Raw genomic sequence first — 23,738 nt, 5'->3', positions numbered from 1 at the left:
CCGCCAACCTTCTTTCACAGGGCATTTCCGCATTAATGGTAATGTATTTTTTTATCCAGCCCGAAAAATTGCAGTGCCGCCACCAGCAGAAGGACGGCAATCATGACGACCGTCAAGGTCGAGGCCATGCCTTGATCCCAGAAGCTGAAAGCCGTTTCGTAAATATAATAAAGCAGCAGATTGCTCGCGTTATTCGGTCCGCCTTTCGTCATGATCAGCAGATGATCGACGAGCTTGAACGCGTTGGTCAGCGCCACGATGGCGACGAACAAAGTCGTCGGCATGAGCAGCGGAAACGTAATTTTGCGGAACACGGTCCAGCGCCCGACGCCGTCCACCTCCGCCGACTCGTACAAGTCCCGGGAAATATTTTGCAGCCCGGCCAAATAAAAAATCATAAAATACCCGGCTTCCTTCCAAATCATCATGACGATCATCGCATACATGACCAGCTCCGGCGTGCCGAGCCAGTTGATGTCGCCCTGCCCGATCCATTGGGTCAGTCTGCTCAGCAGCCCGTACTGCGGCGTATAAATGAACAGCCATACGTTGGCGATGGCGATCATCGGGATCATAGTCGGATAAAAGAACGCGGTCCGCACGAAGCCTTTGCCGCGAATCGCCTTGTTGGCGAACACCGCCATCAGCAGCGCCAGCGCCATGGACGTCGGCACCGTGCCGAGCGCAAACCACAGATTGTTGGACATGACCTGCCAAAATATATCGTCCTTCATCAGATGAGCGTAATTGTCCAAGCCGATGAATACCGGTACCGGGCTCGCCAGATCCGCCTGATAAAAGCTGAGCCGGATCGTCTTGGCGATCGGATAAAACGTAAACAGGAACAAGAACACGAGCGAAGGCAAAAGCAAAAGCCATGCGAATGCGTCCGTTTTCCATTGTAAGTTGAAGTTTTTGCCGCCCAAAAGGAAGCCTCCCCGCGATCGTTAAAATAAAGCCGTGCCGGAGCCCCGGGGCGGCTGCCTGAATTAGCGCATGCCGCCGCCTTCGGTATCCGGATTACTTATTGAAAGGAGCGAGCGCCTTGTCCGCTTCCTCCTGCGCTTTCTTCAAGGCATCCGCCGGCGTCATCGCGCCTGTCAGCGCCGCCTGCACCTGGTCGCTGAGCGCCTTCATCACTTTGCCGTTGTTGTGCGTGGACAGCTCGGCGGCCGCATACTGCAACTGGTCGCGCGCCACGACGGCGGCCGGGAATTCGGCGGCGTATTTTTTCATCCGCTCGGTTTCGTAGGCGGATTTGCGGACGGCGACATAGCCGGTGTCGATGCTCCATTGGGCCGCACGTTCGGATTCGGTCATGAACTTCACGAACTTCCAAGCCGCTTCCTGCTTTTTCTTGTCGATGTCTTTAAAGATGTAGAAGTTGCCGCCGCCCGTCGGGCTGCCGAAGCTCTTCTGTTTCGGCAGGAAGCTGACGCCGAAGTCAAACTTGGCGTTTTTCTTCACGTTGGACAGGTTGCCGGTCGTATGGTACATCATGGCCGTTTTCCCTTCCAGAAAGTCCGAAGGCACGGTGCCCCACTCGGTTACGCCTTCCGGCATCGCTTTTTCCTTTTTCGCCAAATCCACCCAATACTGCAAGCCTTCCACGTTTTCCGGCGTATTGAACATGACCTTTTTGCCGTCCTCGGTCATGATGTTTTTGCCGTTTTGCAGCGCGAACGTCTGGAACATCCAGTAGGCGAAGCCGGTGACCGGAATTTCGAGGCCCCACTTGCCGTCTTTGGTCAGCTTCTTGGCGTAGTCCTTCATCTCGTCCCACGTTTGCGGCGGTTTGTTCGGATCGAGACCGGCCGCTTTGAACAGGTCCTTGTTGTAATACAGCACGATGGTGCTGCGCTGGAACGGGATGCTGTACGTCTTGCCGCCGGTTTGCGAGTTCGCCAGAAATGCGGGATAAAAGTCCGACAAATACTTGTCGCCGCCTTCTTTGGCGATGAACTCGTCGAGCGGAACGATGGCGTTCATATCGAGCAGGCTGAACAACTCGGTCGATTGCAGCACGGCCACATCCGGCGGATTTTTGCCCTGGACGCCCGCTTGCGTCTTGACGGCGGTATCCGCATAGCTGCCCGTATAGACCGGCTTGACGGTAATGTTCGGATTCTGCTTCGTAAATTCCTGAGCCATCCCTTCGATGGTAGCAGTCAGCGGCCCCCCGACGGCAATCGGGAAATAAAACGTGAGCTCGACTTTCTCGTCCTTCGTCTCCGCCTTATTCGAAGCGGAGGTAGCGGCAGGCGATTCGGTTTTGGCGCCGCACCCGGCGATCATCGAAATACACAGACCCAGACTTACCATTTTTGCAGTTACGGAACGCATCGTGTTCTCTCCTTTGGTTGTTGTATGTAGTGTACGTGTGCCGGGATCGTCCCTATGGCTTCACTGTAGCAAACGTGTGTGATGCCCTCGTTAGAGCAATGTAAAGCAAATGTTAAAAATCGGAACGGAGTGCTTCCAGCAAATCTCCTAGGGAATTCCAGACGTAGTCGGGCCGAATCGGAGACGCGCCGAGATCGGAGCTCACCGTTACTCCCGTCAGCACCAGCGCCGTGCGCATGCCGCTGCCGAGTCCTAGCAGGATGTCCGTATCCAGCCGGTCGCCTACCATCAGACAGCGCTTTGCCGGAAGGCCGCTCCATTCGAGCGCCTTGCGGGCGTAATAGTCCGACGGCTTGCCGATGACGACCTGCGTTTCGGCGCAGCTCGCCGCTTCGATCGCTTTCACCATCGCCCACGTGTCGGGGATGACGTCGCCGTCAACCGGACAATACGGGTCGGGATTGGCTGCGATCAACGTAGCACCGCTGCGTACAGCCTTCATCGCTTGATGCAGCCGACCGTAGTCGAAATGCATGTCCATTCCGACTAGCACGTGCGTCGCGCAGAGCGGGTCCTCCGTTCGCCGGACGCCCAGCTCGTCCAATTCGCGGATCAGTGCCGGTTCCCCGACGGAGTACACGACCGGATCGCGCAGCTCCGTGAAATATACCGCAGCGGCGTAGGCGGCGGTCACCACTTCGTGCACGTGCGCTTCCAGCCCGAACGCCTGCAGACGGGCTTGGCAGTCGCTCCTCGTCCGCGTCGTCGTATTGCTCAGAAACAAAATGCTCTTTCCTTTTCCCCGCAGGACGGAGAACGTTTCGGCAGCCGCCGGAAGCAGCCTGTTCCCGAGCATAATCGTTCCGTCCAAATCGAAAAAGAAACCGTCCACTTCCCTCAAATCCGGCAAAATCCTGCGCAGCTCCCTTCGTGATGAAAACACAAAAAAACCCTTTATCCAGCAGAAAGAAGCGGCGCGTCGTCAATCAGGCGCTTCCTGCAGCTGCATAAGGGTTTTCTCCTCGTCTCATACCCTTGAATATGCAATTCAAACTTCCGACTCTTACTCTAGCAGCATTTTGTCATCGGGATGTTAACGGTTTGTGTAGTTTTTGTAAAGGTGCGGCTTCCGGCAGGTCGGCGGCTCCCGAACCCGGTCCCCACAGCTTCCGGCTGCCCATCGATACGGCGCTTGCCCCTGCCTGCAGCGCCATGTCGATCTCCACATGATCGTGAATCAGCCCGCCGGCGATGATCGGCATGGAGATGCTTCGGCGCAGCTGGGTAATGACCCGGGGAATCAGTCCGGGCATAATCTCCACGGCGTCCGGCTCGCTCTGCCCGATATTGTGGATGCCGTGCTCCAGCGCCGACGTATCGATCAGAAACAACCGCTGGATTGCGGCAAGGCCGTTCTTTTTCGCCTGCTTGACCAAATGGCTCTTCGTCGAAATAATGCCGGTCGGTCGCCAGCGCTCCGCGACGTACTTCATGACGATCGGGTCGCTGCCGAGCCCCGCGATAAAATCGACGTGCAGGAACACGTTTTTGCCTGCCTTGAGCGCCGTCTCTACATACTCCCCCGCCGTGACCAGATCGCCGATCAGCAAAAAGACGACGGGCCACTCGCTGGCGCACGCCGCCTGCAAATCCTCGGCTTTGCGCACCGCGGGAATGATGCGCTTGTCCCCCATGTACTCGTATAATGCCTGCTTCACGTTCCCTGCCCCTTTCCAAGCGTCCATTCTGCGCCATACGCTGACAAGCTCTGCGCAGCTCGAGTTCATCTTAGCAGACATTTGTCAGGGCAGTGTTAACAGGAAGGGGCGATGGATGGGTAAAGGGGATGTGACTGGCAAGTGAGAGGTTTTTTCTTGACCGTTGGCCGGATCGTTTAACGAGTTAACCCTGCGCTCGCACTCTCTCAGAATGTGTTTCAGGGACATGCGATAAAAATAGAGGAAATGAGGTGCGTTAATGTGTCTAAATTGGTTCGCCTGAGCAAAATAGAGGAACTGCGATGACTTAACAGCCTCATCCCAGGGGAAATGAACATTTTTCGACACGAATAAGTCATCCTGCTTCCGCTATGTTCTGAGGAACGTCTGTAATCTTTGCTTAGCGCATCCTCGTTCCTTTATTTTCAAGTCAAGTCGAGTAGAGGTTGGCAGCCATCATTCGCGCTTCCCGCGTCGATAGTACGTACGCCACTTTGGTTCTGCTATTGCGAGAAAAACGCGGGGCGGTTAAGCCCCACGTTGAGATTTTCTCTTGCCTTCGCTTGGCACGCGTTGATCTCGCTTAAAGCGCCGCTCAGGTACGGAGTCGCCGTGCTGCGGCGTCCAAGGATGCGCCCTGTTCGTTGACCGGCATCAGCCGGACCTCGAACGTAAAATCATGCGCCTCCAGCCGGTAAGGCGGAAGCTGTCCCTGCCCGCAGCTTGCGCTCCCTAGGCCGTTGTGCCGGTAGTCGAGGTGCACGGTAATGAAATCCCGTTTGACCAAATCGGTCGTATGCTTCGCTTGCTCGATGTCTTCCGGCGTATGCCAGTGCGCGCCGAAATCGAACTTTGGCATCCCGACAGCCAGCAGCCCCGAGCCGCTGCCGCTCAGAAAAGCGGCCCACCGGACATCCGAGCGATTGCCGTTCTCTTGAGGATACACGTACGGGAAGCCGAGCCCGGCAACGGAGCCGTCATACCGGCCGAACCGCGCCGCCTGTTTGCTGTCCGGGTACGATTCCCCCGGCCCCCGGCCGTACCAGACGACGCGGTCATAGTCGCCCGGCAGCTCCATCCGCAGCCCGATGCGCGGAAGCATCTCCGGCGGCTTGCCGTACGGCGTTCCCTGCACTTGGAGCTCGACAAGTCCGCTGCTGTGGACCGTATACGTCCATACGGACTCGTAGCCCCAGTCGTAGACGGGCGGAGCCGTGCGTATGCGGCGGATGCATCGCACCGTGCCGGAGTCGAGCCGCTCCCACGCGAACGAGCGGGTGTCGTCGCGCACCAAATGAAGGCACGCTTTGCGCCAGTCCGCCACGACGTACATGTCGTTGTCGATCGGCGGCCGCCATAGCGCAAGCGTGGGGCTTCGGCGGAGCAGCGGACGGCCCGCGCCGGTCCACGAGCGGATATCGCCACGCGCGAGATCGAAGCGGAGCGCGAAGTCCGCGCCGTGCAGGACGAGCTCGCCTGCGCGCTCTTCCGCGAGCAGCGGGTGCGGCGCCGACGCAACCGGAGGAGCGTCCGGCCCAGCCGCCCAGCCCGGCAGCTCAAGCTGCGCCCAGGCCACTTCGTGGCCGTGTGGCGCCCAGCTTGTGTCCGAGGCGAGCACAAAGCGCAGCTCGAGCCGGTACTCCGCGCGGGGCAGCAGGCGCACCGGTCTTTGCAGCGGAAGCGACACTGGCGCTGTACCGCCCGGCGGCACGTCTGGTAGCGGAGCGCTGCCGCTCGCAAGCGGTGTCCCGTCCGCCGAGACGGTCCAGACGAGCTGCAGATGGCTCAGATCGCGGAAATCGTACCGGTTCCGGATCGTGACCGTCCCTTGTTCGGCATCGAACGTTTCCACGGTGACCGGTTCGATGATCTTTTTGTACTCCAGCAGTCCGGGCGAAGGGGTGCGGTCCGGCGTGATCAGCCCGTCGATAACGAAGTTGCCGTTATTCGGCTCATCGCCGTAATCGCCTCCATAGGCGTAGTACGTCCGCCCATCCGCCGCTTTGCGGCTGAGGCCGTGGTCGATCCACTCCCATACGAAGCCGCCGGCGAGCCGAGGATAGGTGCGGAACGCTTCCTCGTATTCGAGCAGCCCGCCGGGACCGTTGCCCATCGCATGCGCGTATTCGCACAGCACATGCGGCTTCTCCTCGTTTTCGCGCTGCCCGAAGCCGATCATTTTCTCCACGGTCGAGTACATCGTACTGAATACGTCACATACCTTCGCTTCGCGGTCGCCTTCGTAATGAATGAGCCGCGTCGGATCGGTGCTGCGGCACCAGGCGGTCATCGCCTCGTGATTGCAGCCGAAGCCGGATTCGTTGCCGAGCGACCAGAACAGGATGCTCGGATGATTTTTGTCCCGCTCGACCATCCGACGCATCCGCTCGACATAAGCTTCCTCCCACGCGGGATCGTTGCTCAGCCGGTCGGCATCCCCTACAAGCTCGAAGCCGTGCGTTTCCAGGTCGGTCTCGTCCATGACGTACAGCCCGTACCGGTCGCATAAGTCGTAAAATCGCGGATCGTTCGGGTAATGCGCCGTCCGCACCGCGTTGATGTTGTGCCGTTTCATCAGGACGACGTCCTGCTCCATCGTCTCCACCGTGACCGCCCGGCCGCGCTCCGGATGATGATCGTGGCGGTTCACGCCACGAAGCCGGATCGGCTTTCCGTTGACGAGCAGCCTGCCGCCCCGCACTTCCACCCGGCGGAAGCCGATGCGCGTCGGCACGACTTCGAGGGTGTCGCCGTCCGACGTCTTGAGCGTGAGCAGCAGATCGTACAGAGCCGGCGTTTCTGCCGTCCACGGGCGGACGTCGCTCAGCTGCGCCCGGAAGTGCGCCGCCGCTTCAGCGCCCCCTTGGTTCCAGCCGTCCACCGGACAAACGCCGGAAGCCGCCTCCGTCCCTTGTTCCCCGTCCGTCAGCCGCCACTCCAGCACGACATTTCCCGTCATCGTCCGATCTTTAGCGACCTGCGCCCGCACATGGAGCAATCCGGTGCGGCCGTCTGCGTCCAGATCGGCGACGACCGTGTAATCTCTGAGATACGTCTTCGGCTGAGCAACCAAGGCGACATCACGAAAAATGCCGCTTAGCCACCACATATCCTGATCCTCCAAATAGCTGCCGTCCGACCATTGGTAAACCTGCACCGCCAGCACGTTCTCGCCCTCGCACACAAACGGGGCAATCCCAAACTCCGACGGCAGGCGGCTGCCTTGACTGTAGCCGACATAACTGCCGTTCAGCCAGACGTGAAAAGCGCTGTCCACGCCTTGAAACTGTAAGAAAACGTTCCGAGATAACCAGTCCTCCGGCAGCGTAAACGTTCGCCGATACGTTCCGGTCGGATTGTCTGCCGGCACCTCGGGCGGACAGACCGGAAACGGATAATACAAATCCGTATAATGCGGCGCGCCGTACCCGTGAAGCTGCCAGTGGCTCGGCACGACGAGCCGATCCCAGCCGCTGTCGTCGAACTCCGGCATGTAGAACGAGGCCGGAGCCTCCTCGGGACGTCCGGCGTAATGGAACGCCCACTCGCCGTTCAGCAGCATGAACCGGTCCGAGCTGCCCCGATCGTACGTCAGCGCCGACTCCGCAGCGCCGTACGGAACGAACGAGGCCCGGGCAGGCAGCCGGTTCCGCTCCAGCACACTCAAATTTTGCCAATCCCTTCTTGCCAGATGTTCGCTCATGATAAACCTCCTAGTATATGCATCTGATTACCCTGTTTTATAGATGTTGTACGGCATAGAACGTAGCTGTTTCCTTTACTGTCGCATGACCCGCAACCGTCCCGCTATTTTATCCCCGTCTGCGCAATCCCTTCCACGATGTACCGCTGCGCGCCGAAAAATACGAGCAGCGGCGGCAGGCAGATAATCGACGTCACCGCCATCACGGATGTCATATCGACACCGTGTACCCCTTTGAACTGGGCGAGCCCGAGCGTCAACGTATATTTGCTGGAGTCGTTCAGGAAAATCAGCGGCCCGAGGTAATCGTTCCACGTATCGAGCATGTTGAACACACTCACAAGAATCAAGGCGGGCAGCATCAGCGGGACGATCACCCGGATAAATATGCCGAAATCGCTGGCCCCATCGATTTTCGCCGCCTCCTCCAGCTCCGTCGGAATGGTCATAATAAACTGCCGCAGCAGAAAAATATAGAAGGCCGATCCGAACCAGGCCGGGACGATCAAAGGCTTGAGCGTATTGATCCAGCCGAGAAAGTTGAATTCCATATAAAGTGGAATCATCGTCACGTCCCACGGGATCATCATCGTCGCCAGCACGATCAGAAACAGCGCGTCGCGTCCCGGAAACCGGTAACGTGCAAAGCCGTACGCCACCAGCGAAGAGGAAATCAGTTGCCCAATATTGCACAGAATCGTCACGGTCAAAGAATTTTGCAAAAACGTATTGAACGGCTGAATCGTCCAAGCTTTGACGAAGTTGCCCCACTGAATCTCCGAAGGAAGCCATTTGGGCGGGTACATGTAGATTTCATTCGGCGCTTTCACGGCCGTCGTCACGAGCCAGAAGAACGGCATCAGAAACAGCAGCGAGAACAAGACGAGCAGCGCGTATGTGAGCGTTTTTTTCATCTCCGGTCTCTCTCCTTTCCCCAATCCTTAAGCTGCCTTCCGCCGCCGCTTGCCCGCCCGTTTTGCCTTCACTTCGCCCTCGTAGTACACCCACATGCCGGTCGAGCGGAAGACGAGCATCGTCAGCGTCAAAATGATCAGGAACATGATCCACGCATTCGCTGCGGCGTAGCCCATATGAAAATATTTAAAAGCATTTTCATAAACGTACATAGCGTAAAAATACGTCGAGTTCGACGGCCCCCCGCCGGTCAGCGTCAACGCCAGCGTCAACTGCTGGAACGCGCCGATGATCGAGGTGACGAGATTGAACAGCAGCGTCGGGCTGAGCATGGGCAGCGTGATCCGGAAAAAACGGGTGAACACGCCGGCCCCGTCAATAGAGGCCGCTTCATACAGATCGCCCGGGATATTCTTGAGCCCGGCCAAAAAGATCAGCATCATCGAGCCCTGCGCCCATAGGCTCGCGCCTACCATCGCCGCCAGCGCCCAACCCGGCTCCCGCAGCCAGTCCGGTCCGGCAATGCCGACAAGCGATAAAAAGTAATTCAGGATGCCGTACTCGCCGCTGTATACCCACGCCCAGATCATCGCGAGCGCGACCCCTGAGATGACGGACGGCAAATAAAAGATCGTGCGGAATATCCCGCTTCCCTGTACCTTTTGATTCAGCAGCATGGCGAGCAGCAGCGCTACCGACAAATTCAGCGGCACAAAAATCGCAGCGAATTTCAGCGTGACGCCAAGCGACTCCCAGAAAAGCGGGTCGTCTGTGAACATCCGGGTATAATTTTGCAACCCGACAAACGTACGCTCTCCGGCAATCGGCCAGTCGTACAAGCTGATCACCAGTGAGAACAGCAGCGGCCCCAGCGTGAAGGAAACGAAACCGATCATCCAAGGAAGGACGAAGAGGTAAGGCGTAAGCCAGCCTCTTCGTTTCAGTCGGATGCCCGGCCTGGCTGCCTGTCGAACGGCGGTCGTATCCATAGGTCCATCCTTCTTCCGTTTTTCGCCTGCCGGCTTTATTTGAAAAATTTCTCCGAGTCCTTGACGGCCTTGTCAAGCGAATCCTTCGCATTCTGGCCGAGCATAATCGTATTGATCGCCGACGTGAGGTTACGGTTCACTTCGTTCCATTTCGGATTCAGCAGGAACGCCGGCGTGTCGTCGCAAGCTTCCAGCATTTTATAGAACGATTGGTAGAGCGGGTCTTGGTCGAGCTTTTTCTCGGCCACGACGCTTTTGCGCACCGGCAGGTCGGAGGTCCGCAGCTTGATCGCCTCGTCGGACGCGTAGTATTTGACAAATTCCCAAGCCATTTCCTTGTTCTTGGACGATTTGGAGATTGACACCGCCGATTCGGCGATGACGCCCTTGAGGTTCTTGCCCGGGAAGGCCGGCATGACGACCGTGCCGACATCGATTTTGGCTTCTTTGAAGCCGCCCAGCGGCCATACGCCGCTTTCCCACATGGCGATTTTACCTGCTTTGAAAACGTCGTCTCCGGATTGCTGGTTTTTGCCGCCGACGATGACGGCCGTTTTATCCTTGACGAGGCTGCCGAACATCTGCAGCACGTCCGCCGTTTCTTTGCCGTTCATGAACCCCTCGATCGACTTGCCGTCCGGGCTGATAAAGCTGCCGCCGTTGCTCCAGATAACGCCCTGCAGGTCGTACGGATCGTTCTCCGCCCGGACGCCGAAGCCGTACTGCTTCTTGGCGGGGTTCGTCAGCTTCTTGGCCGTTTCCTTGAAGTCGTCCCACGTCCAGCCCGCTTTCGGATACGGCACGTTCGCTTCGTCGAACAGCTTCTTGTTATAGTACATGACGCGGGTCGTAAATCCGGCCGGCATACCGTACGTTTTGCCGCCGATCTTCACGTAGTTGAACAGCCCGGGATAAAAATCGTCCGGCTTGAGGCCGGCATCGGCGGACATCATCGCATCCAGCGGTTCGAGGTTCTGGGAATAGGTCGGAAAATCCCACATGTACATCACATCAGGCGCATTGTTCGCTCCGATCGAAGCGGCCAGCTTCTGGTCGAAGCCGTCCCCGTACGCCTCCACCTGCACCTTGACGCCGGGGTGCTTCGCTTCGAATTGGCGCGCGATCGTTTCTTGAATTTTGAGCAGATCGCCCGTATCCCACGTCGCAAAACGCAGCGTCACCTGCTTGCCCGGATCGGACGATGGCGTCTGCGCCCCCGCTGTGCCGTTTTGAGGCTCGCTTGCCGGCTTGCCGCACCCGGCGGCCAGCAAAGAAGCGGACAAGATCGCTGTCGTAACAAGAAGCATCCTTCGTTTCATTTCGAATTCCCCCTGAACGTCTGTTAGTTAACCGCTTACATGCTTATTGTAACGGGAGTAAAGCGCATACAAAACGGAGGGATGTTCGGAAAATCGTGCATCATCGGCTGCACGAACGGCCTCTGCCGGGCAAAGGTGTCTTTTCGTTCGATGCCAGCCGTGTTTTTAGATGACGCTCCTTTCCTCGCGCCGCTCGCTCCGGTATTGGCTCGGCGTTTTGTCGGTGCAGCGCTTGAACCATTTGCTGAAATATTTGGCGTCGGGCATGCCGATTTTATCCGCGATCTCTTGAACGGTAATCCCTTGGGCGCCAAGCAGCTCGCAGGCGATTTTTAGCTTCGCCCGGTACGTGAACGAGACGAAGCTTTCGCCGACCGTCTTCTTGAACAGCGTGCTGAAATGGCTGCGGCTCAGTCCTACCTCATGCGCCACATCGGATACGGACAGTTGGGTATCCGTATGCCGGACGATCAGCTGCACCGCTTCGGCAATCGGAGCGGGCCACTGCCCGACGCTGATGCGGTACCGCTTCTCCAGCTCCATCTGCCCGCGCGCTTTGCGCACGGCGTCGACCCATGTCTCGCGCCCGGCCAGCGGCGACAGCCGGGACCAATGCAGCTCCGGCCGCTCAGCCTTGCGCTCGCTCAGGCGGCTGTCCCATTCGCGCTGCCCGGCTTCGGGCACAAACAGCAGCAGGTGCCCTTCCCCGAAGGGCAGCACCTCGCAGGGCTCACCCGTCGCGCAGCCGCGCAGCTCATGCTCCAGCGTCCCGCCGCATTTTCCGGGCGCGGAGATCAGATACAGCGCAGTCGGCGCATTCATCCAGCTCCACGCCCCTTGAAGCAGCCGGTCCAGCTCGGCCGGAAACCGGTCGCCGACGCCGTACAGCCATTCGAGCAGCAGCCCGGAGATCGCGGGGCCCGGGCCTGCGTGATCGGCGACGTGCCGCGGAGCGTCGGCAACGTCCGCGCCGAGCTCCTGACGAAAAGCGTCCAGAAATTCCTCCAGCTCCTCGTCGTTGAACGACGTTTTCAGCAGATAGCCGGAAGCGCCCAGCTTAATCCCCTGCTGCGCATATTCGAAGTCGCGATGACAGCTGAGCAGCAATATTTTGGTCCGGGGCTCGCATGCTTTCACCTTGCGGGCAAGCTCGATTCCGTCCATCTCGGGCATCACGATGTCGGTGATGACCACATCCGGCCGGTGCTCCAGAAACGCCTCCCATCCCCGGCTGCCGTTGGGCACGTCCGCTACGACGGTCATCCCATACTTGTCCCACGGCACCGTCGAAATCAGTCCCCGGCGGATGATCACCTCGTCGTCGGCAATCAGCACTTTAATCGGTTTGGCATTCATGCGATCCCCTCCTTGGCTTTGATCGGCAATCGGATAACCATGCAGGTCCCCGCTCCCGGCGCGGACTGAACGGACAGCCCGTACGCTTCGCCAAAATGCAGCTTGATGCGCTCCTCCACATTGCGCAGGGCGATGCTCCGGCGTTTTCGAACGCCGTCCGGGTGCGGATGAAGCAGCTGCTGACGCGTGCGCTCGCTCATGCCTTTTCCGTCGTCGATCAGAGAGACTAGCACGTCCGCGCCGTCCGCTTCGATGCGCAGCACGATCGTCCCTTCCCCGTCCTCGAACGCGTGAAAAAAGACGTTTTCCACCAGCGGCTGCAGCGTCATCCGCGGAATGTCCACGGCGGACAGATCGACTCCGGCGGCTTCGATCCGGTAGGCGAACACGCTGCCGTACCGCAGCTCCTGCAAATTCAAATAATGATCGATCACCTCAAGCTCCCGTTCCAGCGTGACGACCTCCCGGTCGACATTCAGATTGCCGTCCAGCACGTTGGTTAAATGATAAATCATCTTATTGACGTCGGCGGCACCTGCCAATCTGGCCTTCCATTGGATGGAAGCGAGCGTATTGATGAGCAAATGTGGGTTGATCTGATGATGCAGCGCGCGGAGCTCGGCTTCTTTTTTCTGGCGTTCGACCTGTTTCATCTCGTGAAACAGCGTCTGAAGCTGCCCCACCATCCGGTTGAAGCTGTGGGCAAGCAGCCCAAGCTCGTCTTCGGACTCCACATCGATTCGCGTATCGAGCTTCCCGAGGCTGACGCGGCGGATCGATTCTTTCATTTTCTTGACCCGCTTGAGCAGCGGGGCCGAGCACATATAGGCCAGCACGAACGCCAATACAATCGACAGGCTGACCGCGGAGAACGTAAACGTACGGATCAGCAGCGACGGCTTATAAAATTGCTCGTACGGCGTCCGCACCTCAATCGTCCAGTCCGTCTCGTCCGAATGCTTCGTCCAGACGACATCGTCGTCCCGTTTGGCAAACGAGCCCTGCGTCTGGTAAACGGTTTTGCCGCCCCCTGTGATCGTCAGCTGCGAGCCGGTATCCTGCTCGAATTCGTGAAACATCCGCAGCAGCTTGTCGGCATTCGTCTCGATCAAAATGCTGCTGTTCTCCAGCACCCCCACCTGATTGCGGATGCGGAACAGCAGACCGATCACTTTTTCCCCGGGAACGCGGGCCGTATCGTTATAATGTTTCGGCTCGTACAGGTCGAAGCGGTAGCCGTCGGCATCATCCCGATACCATGGCTCCGCCTTGAGCAGATCGAAGCGGATGATCCGTTCGCCGTAATAGTAGCCCGATTTTGTAATCAGAAAAATGCCTTTCATATCCAAAGACTTGTGGGCTTTCAAATACTGTTCAAGCTGCTGCTCCTCCTGGAAGCCCTTGTACGTCGTCGGCACCTCTTCGTGCAGCACCGTAAACTTCGGGTCGAGCAAGTACGACAAAATGTCGCTGACCGTATACTTCATTTGTCCCAAGGTGGAATCGATCTGAAATTGCAGCTGCGAGGCGGAGTTTTCCCCGTAGCGGCCGAATTGCTCGTTGATCGTTCCCGACGATTTGTGATACAGCACGTACCCGAGCGTCAGCAGCGGAATCGCCGCGGCAAGCGCAATAAGCAGCACCAGCTTGGTTTGCAGGGTGCTTCGGAACCCCCGTGGCAGCTTGAATCCGTTTCTAGGCAGCATGGATAGCATGGACATCCCCCGCAAGCAGTTGTTGTTTTCGCAATCTCGTAAGCGCTTTCCGTGTTAATTATACCACGCCCCCAAGACCGCCAGCATCAAGCGCAGGACCTGCGTCTGCCGGAAACTTTACCCTTTGCGGCCGCGTCTCATGAAGCGAAAAGCCGGACTCCTAGGCGGATTCCGGCAGCTGCTCACATTGTCGGGATCACCCCGGCTTTATTTTGTTCAAGACTCGATACCGGCTTCGGCCGGGGCGGTCTTTTTGAGATAGGCCCGCCAGGTGATGCACCATTTCGCCGGGTCGTCGAAGCTCGATTCGTCGATCCGGTGCACGGTGCTGTTGTGCGGGGCGCTGCGGACGATGTCTGGCTGCTCGTAGGCTTCCTTGGCAATCTGCTCCAGGGCGCTCACGTATTCGTCCAAGTCTTCCTTGGAATACGACTCGGTCGGCTCGAGCGTGAACGGCTGCGGCACGATGTACGGATGGTGACTGGTCCAGTAATGGAGGCCGAAGTCGCACATGCGACGCTGCACGTCTTCCGTCGTAATGCCAGTTTCCCGGGTCAGCCGCTCCCAGCTGTAGCGCACCTGCTCCAGCCGTCCGCCCTCCACGTACGGAGCGCTGGCGCCCGGAATTTTCAGGATGCGGCTGTACAAATAGTTGTTGTTCAGCACCGCCACCTTCGCCGTATCCAGCAGCCCTTCCGGTCCCAGCGCGCGAATCCATGCGTACGAGCGGAGCACCGTCTGGGCCACGCCTTGGAACATGCGGACTTTGCCGATGCTTTGGGCGGGCGAATGGTTCAGCGTGTAACGGGTTCCGTTCGTTTCGACGAGCGGGCCGGGCAGGAACGGCGCCAGCCGCTCCGTCACGCCGAGCGCTCCTGTCGCCGGGCCCCCGCACATATGAGGCGCGGCAAACGTTTTGTGCAGGTTGAAAAAGCACATGTCGAAGCCCGCTTCCTTCGCCCGGGTGATGCCGAGCAGCCCGTTCGCGTTCGCTTGATCGTAATAGCATATCCCGCCTGCGGCGTGCACGAGGTCGGTAAACTCGCGAATCCGTGGGTTGAAGATGCCCGTATCCTCCGGATTGGCGACGACGAAGCCCGCCGTCCGCTCGGAGACTGCCCCCCGCAGCGCTTCCAAATCCGGGAATCCGTCCTTGTCAGGGTACAGCGTAATGATTTTATAGCCTTTGACGGCGGCAGTCGCCGCTTGTGATGGATGGGAAAATATGGTGGTTATGATTTCGTCCCGCTTGTCGCCTTCGCCGTTCGCTTCATGATAGGCCCGCACGATCGACGCCATCGCGAACAGCGCCTGCGTCCCGCTCCCCGGCTGGAACGTGAACCGGTCCATGCCCGAAATCTCGCGCATCGCGAGGTTCAAGCGGTGGTATACCTCCAGCATCCCCTGCACGGTCGACTCGTCCTGCAGCGGATGCAGCTCGGTTATTTTCGGATTGCGGATCAACATTTCATTAACCCGCGGAATATATTTCATCGTGCAGGTGCCCTGCCCGATCTCGACGTTGAAATCCGAGCCCAGCGTCTCCTGTGACAACCGAAGGTAATGGCGCAGCACCCTTGCCTGCCCGATCTCCGGCAAAGCCGGAGGTTGGCTGCGCAGCATGCCTTGCGGCACGCAAGCTTCGGCGTCCCCTACGATGGCCGCCACTTCCTCGCTGACGGACGGCGGGATGACGCCCCGCTCGCCCGGCTGATGCAGCTCAAAAATGACGGGTTCGTCCCATTTGGCCTGATGAAATTGACGCACGTTCCGGTTTCTAGGTATCCGTTTCATAGGTATTCGCATGGCTCCCTTCTGCCCTCGGGCTTACAGGACCGCCTTCAGAGCGGCCGCAAGCGCGTCAATATCTTCTTTCGTATGAATTTCGGTGACGCAGTAGAGCGCGCATTGGCCCCAGGCCGGAAATTCCCCGGACAAATCTTTGCCTCCGAAGATGTCGTGCTCCAGCAGCCGCTTGTTAATGTCGCTCACCGTGCGCCCCGTCCCGTTGAAATCGACGACGAACTCTTTGAACGCCGACGCCTGAAACCGAATCCGTACGCCCTCCAGCTCCGCCAGTCTATCAGCCGCATACCGAGCCTGCCGGATCATCGTTTCGCCGACCTCGCGCATGCCGTGAGGTCCCATTAAGGCCAGGTAGACGCCTGCCGTGATTCCCCACAGCGCAGTTTGGGTCCCGACCGATTCCTTTCCCTTCTCCCGCTTGGCAAAAGAGGTCCGCTCATAAGCGACATCCCCGAAGCCGTACTCGCCTTCGACCGCGGTCTGAGCAATGCCGAACAGGCGGGACGGATATTCCATGACGAATTGCTCCTCGTCGCGCGTGGCGATAAAGCCCGCTTGACCGCCGCCGTACTGCATGCGGATGCCGAGCGGCTGCAGGTCGCCGCAGACGATGTCCGCGCCGTACCGGGACGGCGGCTCAAGCAGGCCGAGCGAGATCGGATCGACGCCGACAACGAAAAGTGCGCCCGCCGCATGTGCGAGCTCGGCGATATCACGGCCCTGCGTCTCGATATGTCCGATGTAGGACGGATTTTCGATATATACGGTAGCCGTGTCGGCTGACAGCTTCGCCTGCAGATCGGCCATATCGAGGAGTCCGGTGCTGGGCTCGTAATCCACAAGGACGCAGTCCATCTGCGGCGACAAATAATTGCGGATGACCCTCAGCCGCTCGGGATGCATTGTTGCGGGAAGCAGCGCCGTTCGGCGGCCGGTGATGCGGCCCGTCATCCGCAGCGCAGTGGAAGCGGCCTGCGCCCAGTCGAACGTCGGCACGTTCACGACGTCCATATCGACCAGCTCCGCCAGCAGGCTCTGGTACTCGAACAGCGCCTGGAAGCGGCCGTGGTCCTCGTAAGGCTCGCCTGCATACGCAGTGACGAACTCCGAGCGCTGGTTAATTTCGTCGCAAACGGCCGGTACGAAATGCTGCCAGCAGCCCGCTCCGAGGAAGCAGACCGTTTCCTTCGCGCTCCGGTTGCGGTCCAGCAGCCGGTCGACATGACGCTGCAGCTCGTACTCGGAAAGCGCCGACTCTACCTTCAGCGGGCCCGTCAGTCGAAGCTCCTTCGGCACCATCCGGTACAGCTCTTCGATATCGGAGACGCCGATTTCCTCAAGCATCGCCTGCTGAACCTCGGGCACGGTGTTAGGGATATACGGATGAGACGTTGATTTTTTTAGCGTGGCCATACGTCGCAATTCCTCCTTTTTCGTTATGCCAGTCCTCCGCCGTCGACGACAAGCACCGAGCCGGTCACCCACGAAGACATGCCGCTCGCGAGAAACAGCACCGCGTTGGCAATGTCGTCCGGCGTGCCGATGCGCTTCAAGGGCCGTTCGAGCGCCGACGCCTGCACGAACGACTGCTCTTCCCGCTGGAGCTGCTTCGCTTCATCCCGCAGCAGCGGCGTATCCGTATCTCCGGGACAGACGCAGTTGACCCGGATCTGCTGCCCGCCATGATCGATCGCCATCGCCTTTGTCAAATTCACGATCCCCGCCTTAGCGGCGCAGTAGGCGGCAGCGCGGTCGCCACCCTTCAGTCCCCAGCCGGACCCGGTGTTGATGATGCTGCCTCCGTCGCCTTCGGCCATTAACGGGATAGCATATTTGGAGAGCAGGAAAGCGCCCTTCAGCGAAATATCGACTACCGCGTCCCATTCTTCCTCCGCCATTTCAACGACGGTGCGCCTCCGGATCACCCCGGCGTTATTGAACAAAATATCCAATCGGCCATATTCCCGGCGTATCGTTTCTACCGCCGTTTCGCAATCGGCCGCAGAGGTTACGTTGCAGCCGACGAACCGGACTGCGAGCCCTTCGCTCCGCAACTCGTCTGCAGCCTGGCTGCCGGCTTTTTCGTTCACGTCCAGTATGACGACGGACGCCCCGTGCCGGGCCAGCTTCCGCACCGTGGCGAGTCCGATCCCCGAAGCGCCTCCGGTTACCGCAGCGACTTTTCCATCCAATGCAAGCAATTGTTCTGTCGTTTGCATCTCCATAGTTCCCCCTTATTCGGACAAGCTCAGTTTAAACGGCTTACGCCCCATACTCCCGGGCCAGCAGCAGAAACACGCTGGACGTCCACGTGAACGCCCGGTCCCGCAGCCCGCGCCCTTCGAGCGCATCGAAGTTTTCGGCCATGCCTGCGGAAGCCGCCATCCCGCAAAAACGCCTCGCAACGTCGGCCGCGAACTGCTCCTCGCCCGCCTCCTTCAGCCCTTCCACGAGCAGCAGCATGACTGGGGCCCAGATCGGCCCCCGCCAATAGCCGTCCGGCGCGTACAGCGGGCTCCCAACGCTTTCGGTGGCGAAGCCGTGCGCCGTCAGAAATCGCCCTTCCTCGCGCAGCCCTTCGACCAGCTTGCGCAGAATCGGCTCTGGCAGACGCTTGCCCAAAACGACAGGCAAATACGCCATCAAGCTGTCGCCCTCGACGGCTCCGGCATGCGTGCCGGACTGTACGGCTTGAAAGCGGTCGCCGCGCCAAAAATGCTCGATCATCCGCGTCAACAGCTCCTGCGACCGGCGCTTCCACTGCTCCGCTTCTCCGGCGCGTCCCAACCTAATCGCCACCGTGGCAAGCGTTTCCATCTGCAAAATAAGAAAGGCGCACAAATCGGGACTTTCCACGGGAATCGCCGCCAAAAAGACCGTGCTGTTATCCCACCCCGAGTCGTTGCCATGATTGTACTGCGGCACGCCGTCGTTGTCGTCGTCGCGGTAATCGAACCACCACTGCGTCCAGCGGGCCAGCGGCTCGTAAATTTCCGCAAGCCGCTCCGTCGTAACCGCTTCGGAACGGTTCATCAGCCATCGCAGCGTCCAGCCGTGGATCGGCGGCTTGCAGCAGTTCCACAGCGCATATTTATCGTTCATAAAATCCGGCAGCATCCCGCTATCGTCCTGCCGGTCAAAGAAGATCGCAAACTGGTCCCAAGCCAGATCAGGATCGGCCGCGGCAAGCGCCATCGCATTGAAGCAGTGATCCCAGCTCCAGATGTTCGTCATCCAGTTTTTGGACATATACATTGCGTTCCGGGGCAAATACCCTTCGGCCTGCACGACGCAGGACCAAGTAATATAAGCGGCCAGCTCCGTGGCTTCGGACCAGACCGCGGCAACAGCAGGCATCCGGCTTAGCCAAGCGGCGTACTCGCCTTCCACCTGCGCAAGCCCTTGGTCGAACGAGCCGGGGCGCGGTGGGCGCGGAACGGTGCGGTATTCCTCTAGCGTAAGCTCCAGCCTCCCGTCGCCGCCCGGCACGCCGTCGAACACCAGCCGCTGCGCCTTCACCCCGTCCCAGCGAACGTCCTCGCGAATCGACCCTGACACTGGGGAAAGCAGAAAGCGTCGTTCCCGCACGAAGCTGTTGAACTCCCAGCCCCGCTCTCCAAGCGGAAACGCATAATCATATACGCCGGGCGCACAAGTTAACCGCACGCCGACACCTTGCGAACGAACGCGTATAAAATCCGGCTCCGATATGCACCACTCCGCTGTCCCTTCTTCCGCTTCAAGCCGCAATAACGTCGGAGAAGCGCTGCAAGTAAAGGGAACGGCTTGGCCGCATTCGAGCAGCTCGATTCGGAACACGGCTCCGATATCGTTATCCCCGCCCCGCACAAGCCTCAAGTACAGACCGGCTTCCCTGTCGGGACGCGCCGGAAGAATCGAAAAGGCAAAATACGAACCGAAACGGCTGAACGGCACGGTATGAAGATCGAACAACATGCGGATTCCGATAGCCCCCTCGTCGTCTGAATAACGGCTCTCTCAAACGAAAAGAGTAAGAGAGCGTTTACATAAATTATAAGTAAAATGCATTTCCTGCAAAACGGCTTTCTGTTCGCTGCTTCGTGTCTGTTTGCGCGTTTTTCCGCAAGGCCATTCCTGAACCCCGTCAGGGTGTCATTTTGTTCGCAGCAGATCGTCCGTTTATCCGATAAACGAACGCTCTTAAGTAGCTGCAAACAAAAATAGAGCAAGCCGGCCGCTCGCTCTAGATTCCGCACGATCTTACGTTTAGTCCTCCGCCATAAGAATCTCGATGCCCTTTTCTTGCAACTGATGAATCCAGTCCTCCGGACATTCTCTGTCGGTGATAATCATCGAAATGTCCGGCAGTGCCGCAATGTTGGCGAATGTCGTTTTGCCGAATTTCGAATGGTCGGCCAAGACGATCGATTCTTCGGCCCGCTCGATCATTTTGCGCGAGACGCTCGCTTCGTTCAAGTCATAGTCCGTAATCCCTTCGACGAGCGAGATGCCGCCGACGGAAATGAACGCTTTGTGCACTTTGAACTGCTGCAGCATCGCTTCGGTTAGCGTCCCTCCAACGGATTGCTGGTTCACGTTGACCGCGCCGCCGGCAAAAATAATCCGGCCCTTGAACAGCTCCATCGCCAAAAGTAGCACCGGCACAGAATGGGTCACGACGGTCACGTCGGGCCGGTTCTGCAAATGACGGACGATCTCCATCGTCGTCGTTCCGTTGTCGATCATGATCGTCTCGCCTTCTTTGATCAGCGAAGCCGCCAGCTTGCCGATCGACGTCTTGGCGCCGTTGTTCATTTGCTCCCGCTGGATGAACGGTGGCTCCCAGCTATCCATGCGAGTCTTGACCGCACCGCCGTAAACTTTTTTGAGCAGACCTTCCTTCTCCAGCCTGTCCAGATCCCGCCGGATCGTTTCCGGCGACACGTTCAACTGCTCGGCCAGCGCATGCACCTGTACTTTTTCGTCCTGCGTCAGCCGCCCCATAATCGTTTTCTTGCGTTCCTCGAACGTTAATGACACCGCCGCCCCGCCCTTCTTTGATTTATGCTTATTGTTGAATGTTTGTGTTGTTTATTGTTTTATGGTAACGTGCCGCTGGGGGGATGTCAAACGATGTGATATAGTAAGACGGATACCATTTCCTCTAAAGACAAGCAGAAAAGGCAGGTTGAAACCGATAAAACTATTATTTGTATGCAGCAGAAACAAGTGGCGGAGTCTGACGGCCGAAAAAATCTTTCACCGATGTAACGGATATGACGTCCGGTCCGCGGGGACGGAGGAACAGGCCCGAATCAAGGTAACCGAAGGGCATATCGGGTGGGCGGAACTTATTTTTGTAATGGAGAAAAAGCACGCGGCAAGGATTCGTCAAAAATTCCCGCATGCCGTCTCAAGCAAAAAGATAATTTGTCTGGACATCCCGGACGAATACAAATACATGGACGAAGACTTAATCGAAATGCTCAAATCCAGAGTTTCCGAGCATATCGAACTGCCGGACAATTGAGCCCGGGAGCGGCTTGGGCGAAAAAGAGCCGGGGCTTTGCTAGCACCCGCCGAAGCGGCACAATCCGGCACATACGGCCGATCAACCCGGTCAAGGCGGCATCCTTGTCGTATGCCATGCCGCCGGATTGGCTCAGCCCAGAACAAACGAGATCATTCGCTTGCCAGCCTCTTCGATGCCATAAAATCCCCATTCACGATATTCCGCGGCATTCCGCTTATATATCCTCGAATGTTATCCAGCAATTCCGTCATATTGGCTTCCCGGGCCGTATCCGTATACCACGCCGTACCAGGCGTAAAAACAACGTTATCGAGCTTATACAAGGGGTTGCTGGCAACCCGCGCCAGGTCGTCAAGGCCCGCGCCGGCGATTTTTCCGTCCCGAAGCAGGGTGAACAACGCTTCTTCATCCACCAGACCGCCCCGGCTCGTGTTGATGAACAGAGCCGTCCTTTTCATCGAAGACAGCAGCTCCGAGGTGATCATCCCTTTCGTCCTAGCATGGAACGGCACATGCAGGGAGACGACTTCGCTTCGCCGCATTACCTCGCGGATATCCGCCGCCTCCACCCCCGGGACGGACCTTCCGGAACGGTTCGCGCCGATCACATGCATCCCGAAGCCCCGCGCGATCCGCGCCACCGCCTGCCCGATGCGGCCCGTGCCGATCAATCCTAACGTCCGGCCTGACAATTCGCCTGCCAGGAAAGGGCCGTACACATGGCTCTCCCCCTGCCGGACAAGGCGGTCCGCCTGAATGATGCGCCGATTGACCGCGAGCAGGAGCGCAAACACGTGCTCCGCCACCGCCTGCGCCGAATACGTCGGGCAGTTCGACACCGAAATTCCTGCGGCTCCTGCAGCCTCGATATCGACCAAATCGTACCCTGTCATGACGAGGGCGATATGTTTGAGCCCCAGCAGCTTCCCGAACGCCAATTCCCGAAGCCGCGTCCACTCCACGATCGCAATGTCTGCCGTAGACAATCGCTGAACGGCGGTCGTTATGTCAGGCCGGTCGAAGTAAACCTCGAACTCCCCTAGCTTCTTCATTTCGCGCACAAAATCGTCCGGCAAGTAGGTAGGTTGATCCAGATAAATGATTCTCATGCCGAATCCATCCTGTTCGTCCTTAGTGCCAATTGCAAAATTTTGCAGGCCTCGTTGAACATATCCAGGCAGCGGGCAAGCGCAATCCGGATATATCGCTCCCCCCGTCCGTGGTCCTGCCAGTAGAAATGATCCCCAGGCAAAATCCCGAGCCCCAGCCGCTGCAGACGGTCCACCATGTCCAGGCTGCGGACGTTGGGGTCGGTTATGCGAAGCCATTCGACGCTGATCGTCGAACCCGGATTGTCCAAGAGCAGTCCGGAGGAGCGAATGGCTTCCCGAAGCGTCCGGCGGTTCCGGTCAATCGTTTCCCATACGACGGTCCGCAATCCGTTTCGCGCGGTATCCTTCAAATATTCGATTAGCAGCTGCAAAATAAACGGCGAAACGTTCAGCAAAATATCGTTGTGAAGCTCAAGCACATCATCGGCCAAATCTTCGCTCATCGCCAGAATGCTGCATTTCAGATCTTGGGTCGGCCATGTCTTCCCCGTATCCTCCACCATCAAATAACTGATATTCGACCTCTCCAGCAGCTCGTACTGATCCCATAAAGGCTTTCTTGAAAAAAATCGGAACGTGCAGTCGACGATAAGCAGCTTGCCGTAATGACCGCACAACGCAACAAGCCTCTCCCATTCTTCCTGCGACAGCTCGAAGCCCGTCGGGTTGTTGGGAAGGGTAATGAACACCGCATCCGCAGCAAGACCGGCAAACGTCTCTTCCATCCGGTCGAGCCTGAGCTCCTCCTCGTGCAGTGGCGTCAAGGCTACGTTTCTTCGCCGCATCAGCGTCGCCAGATTGTCGAAGCAGGGATGCAGTAGCGCGGCCGTCAACCCCCGCGAAGCCAAGAAGGTAGCGATCAAATCGGTCGATAACGAAGCCGAGTAACAGAACAGCGTCCGGGCAAGACCGGCGGCGGTCGGCTGTCCGGCCAAGGTATAGAACAGACGGCGGAACTCGTCCTCCAACTCCGCTTGCCTCGTCGCTTCCGCCCGATCGAACAAGTCGGGCAGCCGCCCGATAATTTGCCGCTGCGCATCGGTTTGCGGCTGATGGGCATGACCGTCGGCTACGTTAAACAGCTGATTGATGCCGATCGATTCATAACGCGTCAGATTCGGCATCCGCATCAATGATTTCACTGGTCTCACTCTCCACTAACAGAATCGAGGCTTAGTCTTCTTACACCATATGGGTAATCCCCCGCCGCCGGACTCGTACAAACGCCCATTTTTTTCCATATACCC

Annotated in this window: 18 protein-coding genes; 1 reads left to right on the top strand and 17 read right to left on the bottom strand. The window is 58.4% G+C overall.

From position 1 onward, the window contains the following. Positions 1-32: 32 nt before the first annotated feature. The 15 genes from ET33_RS28545 to ET33_RS28475 all read right to left on the bottom strand — a co-directional run bounded on the left by ET33_RS28545 (position 33) and on the right by ET33_RS28475 (position 20,886). A complete protein-coding gene (locus ET33_RS28545; protein ID WP_036690092.1) occupies positions 33-926 on the bottom strand; it encodes a carbohydrate ABC transporter permease in 894 nt (297 codons plus the stop codon). Between the two features lie 94 nt (positions 927-1,020). Beyond that, a complete protein-coding gene (locus tag ET33_RS28540) occupies positions 1,021-2,343 on the bottom strand; it encodes an ABC transporter substrate-binding protein (RefSeq protein ID WP_036690090.1) in 1,323 nt (440 codons plus the stop codon). 112 nt (positions 2,344-2,455) lie between these two features. Further along, positions 2,456-3,253, bottom strand: coding sequence for an HAD-IIA family hydrolase (locus ET33_RS28535; protein WP_081890554.1), 798 nt, complete (start codon positions 3,251-3,253; stop codon positions 2,456-2,458). Positions 3,254-3,425: 172 nt separating this feature from the next. After that, on the bottom strand, positions 3,426-4,061 hold the full coding sequence (locus tag ET33_RS28530; protein ID WP_051775753.1) for a glycerol-3-phosphate responsive antiterminator: 636 nt from the start codon (positions 4,059-4,061) through the stop codon (positions 3,426-3,428). 595 nt (positions 4,062-4,656) lie between these two features. Beyond that, the gene (locus ET33_RS28525) at positions 4,657-7,764 is read right to left on the bottom strand and encodes a glycoside hydrolase family 2 TIM barrel-domain containing protein (protein WP_036690088.1); all 3,108 of its coding nucleotides are present in this window, start codon (positions 7,762-7,764) and stop codon (positions 4,657-4,659) included. Positions 7,765-7,868: 104 nt separating this feature from the next. Further along, positions 7,869-8,678: a carbohydrate ABC transporter permease gene (locus ET33_RS28520; RefSeq protein WP_036690086.1), complete on the bottom strand. Its 810-nt coding sequence runs from the start codon at positions 8,676-8,678 to the stop codon at positions 7,869-7,871. Positions 8,679-8,705: 27 nt separating this feature from the next. Next, entirely contained in the window at positions 8,706-9,668 is a 963-nt protein-coding gene (locus ET33_RS28515; protein WP_036690085.1) for a carbohydrate ABC transporter permease, read from the bottom strand. Between the two features lie 35 nt (positions 9,669-9,703). Next, complete coding sequence (locus ET33_RS28510) at positions 9,704-10,987, bottom strand: ABC transporter substrate-binding protein (protein ID WP_036690082.1); 1,284 nt, start codon at positions 10,985-10,987, stop codon at positions 9,704-9,706. Positions 10,988-11,152: 165 nt separating this feature from the next. Then, complete coding sequence (locus tag ET33_RS28505; RefSeq protein ID WP_036690080.1) at positions 11,153-12,343, bottom strand: response regulator transcription factor; 1,191 nt, start codon at positions 12,341-12,343, stop codon at positions 11,153-11,155. Further along, entirely contained in the window at positions 12,340-14,058 is a 1,719-nt protein-coding gene (locus ET33_RS28500) for a sensor histidine kinase (protein ID WP_051775751.1), read from the bottom strand. The genes ET33_RS28505 and ET33_RS28500 overlap by 4 nt, the downstream gene beginning before the upstream one ends. A gap of 216 nt (positions 14,059-14,274) precedes the next feature. Then, complete coding sequence (gcvPB, locus tag ET33_RS28495) at positions 14,275-15,852, bottom strand: aminomethyl-transferring glycine dehydrogenase subunit GcvPB (protein ID WP_036690078.1); 1,578 nt, start codon at positions 15,850-15,852, stop codon at positions 14,275-14,277. A gap of 33 nt (positions 15,853-15,885) precedes the next feature. Beyond that, positions 15,886-17,277: an aminomethyl-transferring glycine dehydrogenase subunit GcvPA gene (gene gcvPA / locus ET33_RS28490; RefSeq protein WP_036690076.1), complete on the bottom strand. Its 1,392-nt coding sequence runs from the start codon at positions 17,275-17,277 to the stop codon at positions 15,886-15,888. Between the two features lie 23 nt (positions 17,278-17,300). Beyond that, complete coding sequence (locus tag ET33_RS28485) at positions 17,301-18,083, bottom strand: SDR family NAD(P)-dependent oxidoreductase (protein WP_036690074.1); 783 nt, start codon at positions 18,081-18,083, stop codon at positions 17,301-17,303. 43 nt (positions 18,084-18,126) lie between these two features. Then, on the bottom strand, positions 18,127-19,821 hold the full coding sequence (locus ET33_RS28480; RefSeq protein WP_036690072.1) for an amylo-alpha-1,6-glucosidase: 1,695 nt from the start codon (positions 19,819-19,821) through the stop codon (positions 18,127-18,129). A gap of 291 nt (positions 19,822-20,112) precedes the next feature. Continuing rightward, positions 20,113-20,886 carry a DeoR/GlpR family DNA-binding transcription regulator gene (locus ET33_RS28475; protein WP_036690070.1) on the bottom strand — a complete coding sequence of 258 codons (774 nt, stop codon included), beginning with the start codon at positions 20,884-20,886 and terminating at the stop codon, positions 20,113-20,115. Positions 20,887-21,043: 157 nt separating this feature from the next. Between ET33_RS28475 and ET33_RS39975 the strand changes: the two genes are divergently transcribed. Next, the gene (locus ET33_RS39975) at positions 21,044-21,376 is read left to right on the top strand and encodes a low molecular weight protein tyrosine phosphatase family protein (RefSeq protein WP_036690322.1); all 333 of its coding nucleotides are present in this window, start codon (positions 21,044-21,046) and stop codon (positions 21,374-21,376) included. Between the two features lie 152 nt (positions 21,377-21,528). Here the strand turns inward: ET33_RS39975 and ET33_RS28465 are convergent, their stop codons facing one another. Together ET33_RS28465 and ET33_RS38650 are read right to left on the bottom strand one after the other, a co-directional pair. Further along, on the bottom strand, positions 21,529-22,488 hold the full coding sequence (locus ET33_RS28465) for a 2-hydroxyacid dehydrogenase (RefSeq protein ID WP_051775749.1): 960 nt from the start codon (positions 22,486-22,488) through the stop codon (positions 21,529-21,531). Further along, positions 22,485-23,633, bottom strand: coding sequence for an aminotransferase class I/II-fold pyridoxal phosphate-dependent enzyme (locus ET33_RS38650; protein WP_036690068.1), 1,149 nt, complete (start codon positions 23,631-23,633; stop codon positions 22,485-22,487). The genes ET33_RS28465 and ET33_RS38650 overlap by 4 nt, the downstream gene beginning before the upstream one ends. Positions 23,634-23,738: the final 105 nt, after the last annotated feature.

It is taken from the genome of Paenibacillus tyrphae, from assembly GCF_000722545.1.
GTDB lineage: Bacteria > Bacillota > Bacilli > Paenibacillales > NBRC-103111 > Paenibacillus_G > Paenibacillus_G tyrfis.
This window is presented reverse-complemented; position numbering and strand designations above follow the sequence as displayed.

Excerpts from the sequence above, each read along its gene's own strand:
- ET33_RS28540 (WP_036690090.1), bottom strand. The coding sequence starts at position 2,343 with ATGCGTTCCGTAACTGCAAAAATGGTAAGTCTGGGTCTGTGTATTTCG.
- ET33_RS28525 (WP_036690088.1), bottom strand. The coding sequence starts at position 7,764 with ATGAGCGAACATCTGGCAAGAAGGGATTGGCAAAATTTGAGTGTGCTG.
- ET33_RS28520 (WP_036690086.1), bottom strand. The coding sequence starts at position 8,678 with ATGAAAAAAACGCTCACATACGCGCTGCTCGTCTTGTTCTCGCTGCTG.
- ET33_RS28515 (WP_036690085.1), bottom strand. The coding sequence starts at position 9,668 with ATGGATACGACCGCCGTTCGACAGGCAGCCAGGCCGGGCATCCGACTG.
- ET33_RS28510 (WP_036690082.1), bottom strand. The coding sequence starts at position 10,987 with ATGAAACGAAGGATGCTTCTTGTTACGACAGCGATCTTGTCCGCTTCT.
- ET33_RS28505 (WP_036690080.1), bottom strand. The coding sequence starts at position 12,343 with ATGAATGCCAAACCGATTAAAGTGCTGATTGCCGACGACGAGGTGATC.
- ET33_RS28500 (WP_051775751.1), bottom strand. The coding sequence starts at position 14,058 with ATGCTATCCATGCTGCCTAGAAACGGATTCAAGCTGCCACGGGGGTTC.
- gcvPB (WP_036690078.1), bottom strand. The coding sequence starts at position 15,852 with ATGAAACGGATACCTAGAAACCGGAACGTGCGTCAATTTCATCAGGCC.
- gcvPA (WP_036690076.1), bottom strand. The coding sequence starts at position 17,277 with ATGGCCACGCTAAAAAAATCAACGTCTCATCCGTATATCCCTAACACC.
- ET33_RS28485 (WP_036690074.1), bottom strand. The coding sequence starts at position 18,083 with ATGCAAACGACAGAACAATTGCTTGCATTGGATGGAAAAGTCGCTGCG.
- ET33_RS28480 (WP_036690072.1), bottom strand. The coding sequence starts at position 19,821 with ATGTTGTTCGATCTTCATACCGTGCCGTTCAGCCGTTTCGGTTCGTAT.
- ET33_RS28465 (WP_051775749.1), bottom strand. The coding sequence starts at position 22,488 with ATGAGAATCATTTATCTGGATCAACCTACCTACTTGCCGGACGATTTT.